Origin of the sequence: Streptomyces sp. AC1-42W, from assembly GCF_003248355.1 — a bacterium.
Lineage (GTDB): Bacteria > Actinomycetota > Actinomycetes > Streptomycetales > Streptomycetaceae > Streptomyces.
Map to the genome: position 1 here is coordinate 216,198 of NZ_QKWY01000001.1, position 12,803 is coordinate 229,000.

The 12,803-nt window shown below is 72.9% G+C and carries 12 protein-coding genes; 9 read left to right on the forward strand and 3 right to left on the reverse strand.

Annotated elements, in window-relative coordinates:
* Positions 1 to 3 precede the first annotated feature (3 nt).
* Complete coding sequence (gene paaN / locus DNK56_RS00970) at positions 4 to 1,704, reverse strand: phenylacetic acid degradation protein PaaN (RefSeq protein WP_111329763.1); 1,701 nt, start codon at positions 1,702 to 1,704, stop codon at positions 4 to 6.
* Positions 1,705 to 1,827: 123 nt separating this feature from the next.
* Here paaN and DNK56_RS00975 point away from each other — a divergent pair, with 123 nt between their 5' ends.
* Positions 1,828 to 2,433, forward strand: a complete 606-nt coding sequence (locus tag DNK56_RS00975; protein ID WP_111329765.1) for a TetR/AcrR family transcriptional regulator — start codon at positions 1,828 to 1,830, stop codon at positions 2,431 to 2,433.
* A gap of 28 nt (positions 2,434 to 2,461) precedes the next feature.
* Complete coding sequence (locus tag DNK56_RS00980; protein WP_111329767.1) at positions 2,462 to 3,223, forward strand: alpha/beta hydrolase family protein; 762 nt, start codon at positions 2,462 to 2,464, stop codon at positions 3,221 to 3,223.
* A gap of 15 nt (positions 3,224 to 3,238) precedes the next feature.
* On the opposite strand, the gene DNK56_RS00985 is transcribed toward DNK56_RS00980, so the two are convergent.
* The gene (locus DNK56_RS00985; RefSeq protein ID WP_111329769.1) at positions 3,239 to 3,745 is read right to left on the reverse strand and encodes an Lrp/AsnC family transcriptional regulator; all 507 of its coding nucleotides are present in this window, start codon (positions 3,743 to 3,745) and stop codon (positions 3,239 to 3,241) included.
* A gap of 216 nt (positions 3,746 to 3,961) precedes the next feature.
* On the opposite strand from DNK56_RS00985, the gene pdhA reads away from it, so the two are divergent.
* The 7 genes from pdhA (at position 3,962) to DNK56_RS01020 (ending at position 12,134) form a co-directional block, all read left to right on the forward strand.
* Positions 3,962 to 5,122, forward strand: coding sequence for a pyruvate dehydrogenase (acetyl-transferring) E1 component subunit alpha (gene pdhA / locus DNK56_RS00990; protein ID WP_111329770.1), 1,161 nt, complete (start codon positions 3,962 to 3,964; stop codon positions 5,120 to 5,122).
* Positions 5,119 to 6,150: an alpha-ketoacid dehydrogenase subunit beta gene (locus tag DNK56_RS00995; protein ID WP_111329773.1), complete on the forward strand. Its 1,032-nt coding sequence runs from the start codon at positions 5,119 to 5,121 to the stop codon at positions 6,148 to 6,150. The genes pdhA and DNK56_RS00995 overlap by 4 nt, the downstream gene beginning before the upstream one ends.
* A complete protein-coding gene (locus DNK56_RS01000) occupies positions 6,150 to 7,583 on the forward strand; it encodes a dihydrolipoamide acetyltransferase family protein (RefSeq protein WP_111329775.1) in 1,434 nt (477 codons plus the stop codon). Before DNK56_RS00995 ends, DNK56_RS01000 begins: the two co-directional genes overlap by 1 nt.
* 60 nt (positions 7,584 to 7,643) lie before the next feature.
* Positions 7,644 to 8,492 carry an NTP transferase domain-containing protein gene (locus tag DNK56_RS01005; RefSeq protein ID WP_111329777.1) on the forward strand — a complete coding sequence of 283 codons (849 nt, stop codon included), beginning with the start codon at positions 7,644 to 7,646 and terminating at the stop codon, positions 8,490 to 8,492.
* Complete coding sequence (locus DNK56_RS01010; RefSeq protein ID WP_446750450.1) at positions 8,489 to 9,898, forward strand: molybdopterin molybdotransferase MoeA; 1,410 nt, start codon at positions 8,489 to 8,491, stop codon at positions 9,896 to 9,898. Before DNK56_RS01005 ends, DNK56_RS01010 begins: the two co-directional genes overlap by 4 nt.
* Before the next feature lie 20 nt (positions 9,899 to 9,918).
* Positions 9,919 to 10,992, forward strand: coding sequence for a potassium channel family protein (locus DNK56_RS01015; protein WP_111335306.1), 1,074 nt, complete (start codon positions 9,919 to 9,921; stop codon positions 10,990 to 10,992).
* A 155-nt stretch (positions 10,993 to 11,147) separates the two neighbouring features.
* Entirely contained in the window at positions 11,148 to 12,134 is a 987-nt protein-coding gene (locus DNK56_RS01020; RefSeq protein WP_111329779.1) for an NAD(P)H-quinone oxidoreductase, read from the forward strand.
* A gap of 89 nt (positions 12,135 to 12,223) precedes the next feature.
* On the opposite strand, the gene DNK56_RS01025 is transcribed toward DNK56_RS01020, so the two are convergent.
* On the reverse strand, positions 12,224 to 12,769 hold the full coding sequence (locus tag DNK56_RS01025) for a bacterial proteasome activator family protein (RefSeq protein WP_111329781.1): 546 nt from the start codon (positions 12,767 to 12,769) through the stop codon (positions 12,224 to 12,226).
* Positions 12,770 to 12,803: the final 34 nt, after the last annotated feature.

Genomic DNA, 12,803 nt, shown 5'->3' on the forward strand with positions numbered 1-12,803 from the left:
CGATCAGCGCTGGCGGCGTACCTCGATCGTGCGGAAGCGGTTGGAGACGAAGGCGCCGTCGCAGAGTGCCGCGTTCGCAGCCGGGTTGCCGCCGGAACCGTGGTAGTCGGAGAACGCCGCCGTCTGGTTGACGTAGAGGCCGCCGGTCAGGTTCAGGGAGAGCTGGGCCGACTCGTCCAGGCAGACCTCCTCCACGGCCCGCTCCACGTCCGGGGACGTCGTGTACGCGCCGACCGTCATCGCGCCCTTCTCGCGGATCGTACGGCGCAGCAGCTCCAGGGCGTCCCGCGTGGAGTCCACCGCGACCGCGAAGGAGACCGGGCCGAAGCATTCCGAGAGGTAGGGCGGCTCGCCCTCCGTCTTGGCGGCGTCCAGCTTCACGATCACGGGCGTGCGGACGACGGCGTCCGGGAAGTCGGGGTTGGTCACCTCGCGGGAGGGCAGCGCCACCTCGCCCAGCCGCGCCGCCGCCTCCAGGCGGGCCTTGACGTCCGGGTTGACCAGCGCGCCGAGCAGGCCGTTCGCACGGGCGTCGTCGCTGAGGAGGCCGGTGACGGCGGCGGCGATGTCGCCGACCACGTCGTCGTAGGTCTTGTCGCCGGCGTCCGTGGCGATGCCGGTCCGGGGGATGAGCACGTTCTGCGGGGTGGTGCACATCTGGCCGCTGTACAGGGAGAACGAGAACGCCAGGTTGGCGAGCATGCCCCGGTAGTCGTCCGTGGAGTCCACGACGACGGTGTTGACGCCGGCCTTCTCCGTGTACACCTGGGCCTGGCGGGCGTTGGCCTCCAGCCAGTCCCCGAATTCCGTGGAGCCGGTGTAGTCGATGATCTTGACCTCGGGGCGGACCGCCAGCGTCTTGGCGATGCCCTCGCCGGGCCGTTCGGCGGCCAGGGCGACGAGGTCGGGGGCGAAGCCCGCCTCCGTGAGCACCTCGCGCGCCAGTTGGACGGTGAGGGCCAGCGGGAGGACCGCGCGGGGGTGCGGCTTGACCAGGACCGGGTTTCCCGTGGCCAGCGAGGCGAAGAGGCCGGGGTAGCCGTTCCACGTGGGGAAGGTGTTGCAGCCGATCAGCAGCGAGATGCCCCGGCCCGCCGGGGTGAACGACTTGTGCAGCGCGAGCGGGTCGCGCTTGCCCTGCGGCTTGGACCAGTCGGCGCTCCGGGGCGCGCGGAGCTGCTCCTCGTAGGCGTAGGCGACGGCCTCCAGGCCGCGGTCCTGGGCGTGCGGCCCGCCCGCCTGGAACGCCATCATGAACGCCTGGCCGCTGGTGTGCATCACGGCGTGCGCGAACTCGTGGGTGCGGGCGCTGATCCGCGCCAGGATCTCCAGGCAGACCAGGGCCCTGGTCTCCGGGCCCGCGTCCCGCCAGGCGGGCATGCCCGCGCGCATCGCCGGAAGCAGCACGTCCAGGTCCGCGTGCGGGTACTCGACGCCCAGCTCGGGGCCGTACGGAGAGACCTCGCCGCCCGTCCAGCCGTCGGTGCCCGCCTGGTCCCAGTCGAGCCTGGTGCGCAGCACGGCGTCGAAGGCGGCCTTGCCCTCGGCGGCACCGAGGCTGCCCGGGGCGCCGCCCTCCCCGTACGCCTTCGGGTGCTCGGGGTGCGGGGACCAGTAGTCACGCGTACGGATCGCTTCCAGGGCCCGGTCCAGCGTGGGGCGGTGCCTCTCGGACAGCAGGTGCGGGGAGAGCTCGGCGGCCATGGCGGACCAACTCCTCATCGAGCTGGGCAGGGACGGGCGGACAGAGTTAGAGTAACCGAACGATCGGTCGGTACAAGGGGCCCCACGAAACCTGTGGACAACTCGTAGGGGAGGATCGCGGGCATGACCACGGCCAAGCGGGACACGTACACACCGGAGACTCTGCTGACCGTCGCCGTCCGTGTCTTCAACGAGCGCGGCTACGACGGCACGTCCATGGAGCACCTGTCGAAGGCGGCCGGTATCTCCAAGTCGTCCATCTACCACCACGTGGCGGGCAAGGAGGAGCTGCTGCGGCGGGCGGTCAGCCGGGCGCTCGACGGGCTGTTCGAGATCCTCGACGAGTCGGGGGCGACACGGGGCCGTGCGATCGAGCGGGTCGAGTACGTCACGCGTCGTACCGTCGAGGTGCTGATAGCCGAACTCCCCTACGTCACCCTGCTGCTGCGGGTGCGCGGCAACACGAAGACCGAGCGCTGGGCGCTGGAGCGGCGCCGCGAGTTCGACCAGCGGGTCGCCGAGCTGCTCAAGGCGGCCGTCGACGAGGGTGATCTCCGCTCTGACGTGGACATACGTCTCGCGACGCGGCTGCTGTTCGGCATGGTGAACTCGCTGGTGGAGTGGTACCGGCCGCTGCCCGGCGGCGCCGCCGAAGGGGACCGTCTCGCGGACACCGTGGTGCAACTGGCCTTCGACGGGATGAAGTCCCGTCCGGCCGACGTTGACTAGCGCATTGGTACGAACCAATATCGCGGCCATGACCGCTGCGCTCCGGATGCCCGGACTCCTCTGTGCCGCCACGCTGCTCGTCGCGGCCTCCCTGGCCGGCTGCTCCTCCGACGGCGGGGACGACGGGGACAAGGGCGCCGGCAAGAGCGCGCCGGCGGAGAAGGCGGACGACTTCGACTGCCTGACGGCCGAGGAGGCCAAGGCGTCCTCGATCACCTTCACCCTCGAAGACGGCTCCGAGACGGGTGCGTACGCGCCTCGTGGCGGGACGGGCGCCGGCATCGTGCTCGCCCACCAGGCGGACGGCACGGTCTGCCAGTGGAAGGACAAGGCCGACGAGCTGAGCAAGGCCGGCTACCGGGTGCTCGCGGTCAACTCCAACGGGCAGGAGGTCGCGGAGGTCGTCGCCGCCGTCGGCTATCTGCGGGAGAAGGGCGCCGGGAAGCTGCTGCTGATGGGCGCCTCCAAGGGTGGCACCTCCGTGCTCACCGCGGCCCCCCGGCTGACGCCCCAGCCGGACGCCGTCGTGGCGCTGTCCGCCCCGGCGCAGTACAGGAACATGAACGCCGTGCAGGCGGTGCCCCGGGTGACCTCGCCCGTGCTGTACATGGCCGGCGAGCTCGACGGCAACTTCGCCGCCGACGCCGTGGAGATGAACAAGAAGAGCGTGAAGTCGGCCGAGCACAAGGCGATCCAGGTACGTGACGCGAGCGAGCACGGCGTGGCGCTGCTCGACGACGACGCGCGCTGGACCACCGTGCGGGACTTCCTCGCGAAGTACGGTTCCTGACCCGGCCCGCCCGGCTCAGTCGAGCTCCGGGGGACGGTCCGGGCCGGGGGCCAGGTCCGTCTCCTCGAACACCAGCAGCGTGCGGGTGGACAGCACCTCCGGAATGGCCTGAATACGGGTCAGCACCAGTTCGCGCAGCGTCCGGTTGTCCGGCGTGTGGACCAGCAGCAGCACATCGAAATCACCGCTGACCAGCGCGATGTGCGTGGCGCCCGGCAGCGCCTGGAGCTGTTCGCGAACAGTCCGCCAGGAGTTCTGGACGATCTTGAGCGTGATGTAAGCGGAGGCGCCCTGCCCCGCCCGCTCATGGTTCACCCGCGCGCTGAACCCCCGGATCACGCCGTCCTCGATGAGGCGGTTGATCCGGGCGTAGGCGTTGGCCCGCGAGACATGGACGCGATCGGCCACCGACCGTATCGAGGCACGGCCGTCCGTCTGGAGCAGCCGCAGGATGGCGCGGTCGACCGAATCGAGCGGGCGCGGCGGAGGAATCCGGCCCTCTCCCTCGCCCGCGTCGGCCATTTGTTCAGCTGCCATGTTTCCGCGCCTCCCCGTCCTGGACGACCTGTCCCCATCCCAGGCTGTGGAGAACCGTTTGTCCACAGGCTGATGGTGCCTGTAGCCAAAATGCGCTCGCGACCGAACAATCGGTAGGTGAGGCACGCCACACCTGTGCCCCATGTCGTTTTCGATATATCACCCTATGTCGACACCCCTCGATGCTCGGAGGTGCCCGTCATGACGGTCCAAGAGCTGCCCGGCGCGGCCGCCTACCGGCCCACGCCGCCCCCGGCCTGGAAGCCGCTGACCGATCCCGCGCCGCTGCTCCCGGACCCCGAGCCCTACCGGGTGCTGGGGACGGACGCCGTGGCCGGTACCGACTCCGGGCTGCTGCTGCGGCTCTACGCGGAGCTGGTGCGCGGACGGCGGTACAACGCCCAGGCGACCGCGCTGACCAAGCAGGGCCGCCTGGCGGTCTACCCGTCGAGCACCGGCCAGGAGGCCTGCGAGATCGCGGCCGCCCTGGTCCTGGAGGAGCGGGACTGGCTCTTCCCCAGCTACCGGGACACGCTCGCGGCCGTGGCGCGGGGCCTGGACCCGGTCGAGGCGCTGACCCTGCTGCGCGGCGACCGGCACACCGGCTACGACCCGAGGACGCACCGCATCGCCCCGCTCTGCACCCCGCTCGCCACCCAGTTGCCGCACGCGGTGGGCCTGGCCCACGCCGCCCGGCTCAAGGGCGACGACGTCGTCGCCCTTGCCATGGTCGGCGACGGCGGCACCAGCGAGGGGGACTTCCATGAGGCGCTGAACTTCGCGGCCGTCTGGCAGGCCCCGGTGGTCTTCCTCGTGCAGAACAACGGCTTCGCCATCTCCGTACCCCTGGCCAAGCAGACGGCGGCTCCGTCGCTGGCGCACAAGGCCGTGGGGTACGGGATGCCCGGCCGGCTGGTGGACGGGAACGACGCGGCCGCGGTGCACCAGGTGCTCTCCGAGGCGGTCCAGCGGGCCCGGAGCGGTGGCGGCCCGACCCTGGTCGAGGCGGTCACGTACCGGATGGACGCCCACACGAACGCCGACGACGCGACCCGGTACCGCGGCGACAGCGAGGTCGACCTGTGGCGGGACCACGATCCGGTCCTGCTGCTGGAGCGCGAGCTGACCGGGCGCGGGCTGCTGGACGACGCCGGAAAGGAGGAGGCGCGGGCCGCCGCCGAAGCGATGGCGGCACGGCTGCGGGAACGGATGAACGCCGACCCGGTGCTCGACCCGATGTCCCTCTTCACCCATGTGTACGAGGAGCAGACGGCCCAGTTGCGCGAGCAGGCGGCCCGCCTGCGGGAGGAACTGGACGCGGAGAACGACCAGCACGGCACGGACGGGGGAGCGGCGCGATGACCACGGCAGCGGCGACGGCCGGGCGGCGGACGGCGAAGGCCAAGCCCGCCACCATGGCCCAGGCCCTGGGACGCGCCCTGCGCGACTCGATGGCCGAGGACCCCATGGTCCACGTCCTCGGGGAGGACGTGGGGACGCTCGGCGGGGTCTTCCGGATCACCGACGGCCTGGCGAAGGAGTTCGGCGACGAGCGCTGCACCGACACGCCGCTGGCCGAGGCGGGCATCCTCGGGGCGGCGGTCGGCATGGCGATGTACGGGCTGCGGCCCGTCGTGGAGATGCAGTTCGACGCTTTCGCCTACCCGGCGTTCGAACAGCTGGCCAGCCATGTCGCCAAGATGCGGAACCGGACCGGCGGCGCCATGCCGCTGCCGATCACCGTCCGCATTCCCTACGGCGGAGGCATCGGAGGCGTCGAGCACCACAGCGACTCCTCCGAGGCGTACTACATGGCCACCCCCGGTCTCCACGTCGTCACCCCGGCCACGGTCGAGGACGCGTACGGGCTGCTGCGGGCCTCGATCGCCTCGGACGACCCCGTCGTCTTCCTGGAGCCCAAGCGGCTGTACTGGTCGAAGGCCGACTGGTCGCCGCAGCACCCCACCGCCGTGGAGCCCATCGGCCGCGCCGTCGTCCGCCGCCCCGGCCGCAGCGCCACCCTCATCACGTACGGGCCGTCCCTGCCCGTCTGCATGGAGGCCGCGCAGGCCGCCGTCGAGGAGGGCTGGGACCTGGAAGTCGTCGACCTGCGCTCCCTGGTGCCGTTCGACGACGAGACCGTCACCGCCTCGGTCCGCCGCACCGGACGCGCGGTCGTCGTCCACGAGTCCACCGGCTTCGGCGGCCCCGGCGGCGAGATCGCGGCCCGGATCACCGAGCGGTGCTTCCACCACCTGGAGGCGCCCGTGCTGCGCGTCGCCGGGTTCGACATTCCCTACCCGCCGCCCATGCAGGAGCGCCACCACCTGCCCGGTGTGGACCGGGTCCTCGACGCCGTCGCACGGCTCCAGTGGGAGGCGGACAACTGATGGCCCAGGTTCTTGAGTTCAAGCTGCCGGACCTCGGCGAGGGCCTGACCGAGGCCGAGATCGTGCGCTGGCTGGTGGAGGTCGGCGACGTCGTCGCCATCGACCAGCCGGTCGTCGAGGTCGAGACGGCCAAGGCGATGGTGGAGGTGCCCTGCCCGTACGGGGGCGTGGTGACCGCCCGCTTCGGCGACGAGGGCACGGAGCTTCCCGTGGGGGCGCCCCTGCTGACCGTCGCCGTCGGAACGCCCGAGCCCGCCGGGGCCGGTGCGGACGGCGATTCCGGTACGGAGGATTCCGGGTCCGGGAACGTGCTGGTGGGGTACGGGACGGGGGCCCCGCCGGTACGGCGCCGACGGGTGCGCCCGCAGGGGCTGAAGGCAGCCGTCGCGGTGACCGTCGCGCCCGCGCCGCCCGCCGCCGAGGCCGCTCCCCCGGCCTCCGCGACCGACCCGGCTCCCCCGGCCACGGCGCCCGGCGCCGCTTCCCCGGCCTCCGTGCCCGATTCCGCTTCCGGGCCGGTCGCGGTCGTCTCCCCGCTGGTGCGCAGGCTCGCCCGACAGCACGATCTGGATCTCCGCCGGCTCGCCGGCTCCGGGCCGGACGGGCTGATCCTGCGGGCCGACGTCGAGAACGCGATCCAGGCGGCGGTCGAGGCTCCCGCCCTGGTGGCAACCGCCCCAGAGGCCCCCGCCCCGGCGGCCACCGGGTCGGCCCCGAAGGCCGCGCCCGCCGCCGGCGATGAGCGTATTCCGCTGCGCGGTGTACGCGGCGCCGTCGCCGACAAGCTGGCCCGCAGCCGCCGCGAGATCCCCGACGCCACCTGCTGGGTCGACGCCGACGCCACCGAGCTGATGGCCGCGCGGGCCGCGATGAACAGCGTCGCCGGACCCGGTACGCCCAAGGTGTCCGTCCTCGCGCTCCTCGCCCGCATCTGCACGGCGGCCCTCGCCCGCCACCCGGAGCTGAACGCCACGGTGGACCAGGAGGCGCGCGAGATCGTACGGCTGCCGCAGGTCCACCTCGGGTTCGCGGCACAGACCGACCGGGGCCTGGTCGTCCCCGTCGTCCGCGACGCCCACACCCGCGGCACGGAGTCCATCGGCGCGGAGATCGCCCGGCTGACCGAGGCCGCGCGCACCGGCACGCTGACCCCCGCCGAGCTGACCGGCGGCACGTTCACCCTCAACAACTACGGCGTGTTCGGGGTCGACGGCTCGACGCCGATCATCAACCACCCCGAGGCCGCGATGCTGGGTGTCGGCCGCATCGTCCCCAAGCCGTGGGTGCACGAGGGACAGCTGGCCGTGCGCCAGGTCGTCCAGCTCTCCCTCACCTTCGACCACCGCGTCTGCGACGGCGGCACCGCCGGGGGCTTCCTCCGGTACGTGGCGGACTGCGTGGAGCGGCCGGCGCTGCTGCTGCGGAGCCTGTAGAGCCGCAGGTCCGGCAGGGCCGCGAGAGGGCGGCGGCCCCGGCCCCCGCATACTCGGGGCATGACCGCGTACGACGCCATCGTTCTCGCCGGAGGGGCCGCCGCCCGGCTGGGCGGCGCCGACAAGCCGGGCCTGCGGGTCGGCGGCCGGACCCTGCTCGACCGGGTGCTCACCGCGTGCCCCGACGCGGGCACCACGGTCGTCGTGGGGGACCGGCGGCCCACCGCGCGTCCGGTCACCTGGGCCCGCGAAGCCCCGCCCGGCGGCGGCCCGTTGGCAGCGCTCCACGCCGGAGTCCGGCACACCACGGCGCAGAGCGTGCTCGTGCTCTCCGCCGACCTGCCGTTCCTCGGCACGGACACCGTCCGCGCCCTGCTGACCGCCTCGGCGCAGACCGGGGTGGAAGGCGCCCTGTGCCACGACGAGAACGGCCGCGACCAACCGCTGGTCGCCGTCTACCGCGCCGAGCCCCTGCGCCGCGAACTGGCACTCCTCGCCGCCGAACACGGCGGGCTCGCCGGGCTGCCACTGCGCCTCCTCACAGGGGAACTGACGCTGCGCCGGGTGCCCGCCGGGCCGCTCGCCTCATTCGACTGCGACACCTGGGAGGACATCGCTTCCGCCCGTGCCCGAATCAGAGAACATGGGGCGGTGCTGGATGAATGGATCACCGCAGTCAAGGAAGAACTCGGCCTCGACCTCGACGTCGACACGACCCTCCTGCTCGACCTCGCCCGCGACGCCGCCCATGGCGTCGCCCGGCCCGCCGCGCCCCTGACCACCTTCCTGGTCGGGTACGCGGCCGGACGGGCGAGCGGCGCGGGCGGCGGGCCCGAAGCGGTCGCGGAGGCCGCCCGCAAGGCGGCGGCGCTGGCGCTCCGGTGGGTGGACGAGACCGGTACGCCGTGACGGGCCGCGGCGCCGGAGCGGTGGGCGGCCGCGGCGTCGCCCCCGCCACCGGCGGGCCGAGCGAGGCGGAGGCGCGCCGCGCGGACGAGGAGCGGGCCGTCGCCCAGGCCCTGGCCCTCGCCGGGCCGGTGAGCGGTTCGCGCTTTTCCCCCGGCCACCGAGCGTCGGCCGTCTCCTGGCGGGCGGCCCGGGACATCGCCCGGCGGGCCGGCCGGCGGGGTGCCGTGGGCGGTGAGCGGGTACCGCTGGACGAGGCGCTGGGGCGGCTGCTGGGGGAGCCGCTGGCCGCGCTCACCGATCTGCCGTCCTTCGACACCTCCGCCATGGACGGCTGGGCCGTCGCCGGACCGGGGCCGTGGCGCATCCGGGACGACGGCGGCATTCTCGCCGGTCATGGCACCCCCGCCCCCCTGCCCGACGGCGAAGCCGTCCGCATCGCCACCGGCGCCCGTATCCCGGCGGAGGTCACCGCAGTCATCCGCAGCGAACACGCGCACGCCGACGAGGCCAAGGGGCTGCTGTACGCCCAGCGGACCGTGGTCCAGGGGCAGGACATCCGGCCGCGCGGCCAGGAGTGCCGGGCGGGGGAGCACCTCCTCCCCGCCGGAACGATCGTGACCCCCGCCGTGCTCGGCCTGGCCGCAGCCGCCGGGTACGACGAACTGTCCGTACGGGCCCGGCCGCGTGTCGAGGTCCTCGTCCTGGGCGACGAGTTGCTGACCGCGGGGCTGCCGCAGGACGGGCTGATCCGTGACGCGCTGGGGCCCATGATCGTGCCCTGGGTGCGGGCGCTCGGCGCCGAGGTCGCCCCGCCGCGCCGCCTCGGCGACGACGCGGAGGCCCTGTGGAAGGCGCTCACCGGCTCCGACGCCGACCTGATCGTCACGACCGGTGGCACCGCCGCCGGCCCCGTGGACCACGTCCACCGCGTGCTTGCCCGGATCGGCGCCGAACTGCTGGTCGACGGAGTCGCCGTACGTCCCGGGCACCCGATGCTGCTGGCCCGCCTGGACGCCGCCGGCCGCCATCTCGTCGGGCTGCCGGGCAATCCCCTCGCCGCTGTCTCCGGGCTTCTCACCCTCGCCGGGCCGCTGCTCGTCGGGCTCGGTGGCCGTACCCCCGATGAGCCGTACCGGACACCCGTGCGCGACGATGTCCAGGGGCATCCGCAGGACACCCGGCTCGTGCCCGTCGTGTACCGGGCCGGCACGCAGTCCGGAACCGGGGGCGGGGCGGAGTGCGTCGTACCACTGCGTTACAACGGTCCCGCGATGTTGCGCGGGATCGCCGACGCGGACGGGCTGGCCGTTGTGGAGCCGGGCGGGGTACGGTCCGGCACCGAGGTGGAGATCCTCGATCTACCGTGGGCCTCGGCGACGCCGTGGACTGAAGGGTGTTTCACGTGAAACTTCCCGGCCATGACGCGATGGCCAGGCGGGCCGACGAACAGGTCGTCCCTACTCGGGTGATGCTTCCGCGCCGGGTCGTGGACGGCCCGGCACGCCAGGTGGCCAAGCGCCTGATGATGGCTCTGATGGTGCTGGCCGTCACCGTGTTCATCGTCTGGGTCGACCGCGCCGGCTACCACGACGCCGCCGACGACTCGGTCGATCTGCTGGACTCGGTGTACTACGCCACGGTCACCCTCTCCACCACCGGATACGGCGACATCACCCCGTACAGCGATGGCGCCCGCCTCATGAACGTGGTGCTCGTGACACCGCTGCGTGTGCTCTTCCTCATCATCCTGGTCGGCACCACCCTCGAAGTCCTCACCGAGCGGACCCGCGAGGACTTCCGGCTGAAGCGTTGGAGAACCAACTTGCGTGACCACACCGTCGTCGTCGGCTTCGGTACGAAGGGCCGTTCGGCGATCCAGACCCTGCGCGCCACCGGACTGAGCAAGGAACAGATCGTCATCGTCGACCCGGCGTCCAAGGTGATCGAGATCGCCAACGCCGAAGGGTTCACCGGAGTCGTCGGCGACGCCACCCGCAGCGATGTCCTGCTCCGCGCCGAGCTGCAGAAGGCGCGTCAGATCATCATCGCCACCCAGCGCGACGACACCGCCGTGCTGGTCGCGCTGACCGCCCGCCAGCTCAACCGCGGTGCGAAGATCGTGGCCGCGGTGCGCGAGGAGGAGAACGCCCCGCTGCTGCGGCAGTCCGGCGCCGACGCCGTGATCACCAGCGCCAGTGCGGCCGGCCGGCTCCTCGGCCTCTCGGTGCTCAGCCCCAGCGCGGGCACGGTCATGGAGGACCTCATCCAGCAGGGCAGCGGCCTCGACCTCGTCGAACGGCCGGTGATAAAGAGTGAGGTCGGCAAGAACGTACGCGAGACGGACGACCTGGTGGTCAGCGTGCTGCGCGGGCACCGGCTCCTCGGCTACGACGACCCGGCGGCGAGTCCCTTGCAGTTGACGGACCGCCTGATCACCATCGTGCGCGCCTCGAACGAGCCGCCCGCCCACCCGCCGCACCAGAACCTCCCGCTGCCCTGAGCCCGACTGAGCCCGGCTGAACCCGATCGGGCCGCACCGCCACGCCCCGCCCCGCTGCCCCGCACGCCCCGCCACGTCCCGCCCCGCCACGCCCGCCGCCGCGCCGCGCCCCGGTCGGCCCGGTGCGCGGCGCGGTACGGAGTAGCCTCGCGGCCATGCATGCGATCACGATCCCCGAACCCGGTGGCCCCGAGGCGCTCGTGTGGGCCGAGGTGCCCGATCCCGTACCCGGCGAGGGCGAGGTCCTCGTGGACGTCGTGTCCAGTGCGGTCAACCGGGCCGACGTCCTCCAGCGGCAGGGGTTCTACAACCCGCCGCCGGGTGCGTCCCCCTACCCCGGTCTGGAGTGCTCGGGCCGGATCGCGGCCCTCGGCCCCGGCGTCACCGGCTGGGCCGTCGGCGACGAGGTGTGCGCGCTCCTCGCGGGCGGCGGGTACGCGGAGAAGGTCGCCGTCCCGGCGGGTCAGCTCCTCCCCGTACCCAAGGGCCTCGACCTCGCGCGGGCCGCGGCGCTGCCCGAGGTGACGGCCACCGTCTGGTCCAACGTCTTCATGGTGGCCCATCTGCGCCCCGCCGAGACCCTGCTCGTGCACGGCGGGTCCAGCGGCATCGGCACGATGGCCATCCAGCTCGCCAAGGCGGTCGGGGCACGGGTCGCGGTGACGGCCGGCAGCCCGGACAAGCTGGCGCGCTGCGCGGAGCTGGGCGCGGACATCCTGATCGACTACCGCGAGCAGGACTTCGTCGAGGAGATCCGCGAGACCACCGCCGGGGCGGGCGCGGACGTCATCCTCGACATCATGGGCGCGAAGTATCTCGACCGGAACGTGGAGGCCCTCGCCGTCAACGGCCGGCTCGCCGTCATCGGGCTCCAGGGCGGCGCCAAGGGCGAGCTGAACCTCGGCACGCTGCTGAGGAAGCGGGCCGCCGTCACGGCGACCTCGCTGCGCGGGCGCCCGCTCGCCGAGAAGGCGGCGATCGTCGCCGCCGTACGCGAGCACGTCTGGCCGCTCGTCGCGGACGGGATCGTCAAGCCGGTCGTCGACCGCACGGTGCCGATGCGGGACGCGGCGGAGGGGCACCGCGTGATGGAGTCCAGCACGCACATCGGCAAGGTGCTGCTCCAGGCCCCCGCCGCCTGACCCGGTACCGCCCCCCCCGCCGCGAAACGAACCGGGGCCCGGCACACGGAAGTGTTGCCGGGCCCCTGGGACGTCGTCGGTCGGGCTGCTTACAGGTACGGCCCCGAACGGACCGGGCCGTGCGGGTCGATTCCGCCGTCCTCCTCGTGACCGCTGCCCGGCGGCAGCGCTCGGCGCATCTGCTCCAACTGGGCCCGGGCCGCCATCTGCTGGGCGAACAGGGCGGTCTGGATGCCGTGGAAAAGGCCCTCCAGCCAGCCCACGAGCTGCGCCTGGGCGATCCGCAGTTCCGCTTCGGAGGGGACGGAGTCGTCGGTGAACGGCAGCGACAGCCGCTCCAGCTCCTCGACCAGTTCGGGCGCGAGCCCGTCCTCCAGCTCCTTGACCGAACCGGCGTGGATCTCCTTCAGCCGCACCCGGCTCGCCTCGTCGAGAGGAGCCGCCCTGACCTCCTCCAGGAGCTGCTTGATCATGCTGCCGATGCGCATGACCTTCGCGGGCTGCTCGACCATCTCCGTCACCGGGACCTCCCGCGACTCGTCGTCAGTGTCACCGCCGCCGATCGCCATTCCGTCCTGTCCCACTACGAGGACCTGGGGGTGCTCCTGCGACCGTTCATTCCTCGGCATCTCCATGCCGTCATTGTCTCGCACACACGGCGCTCATCAC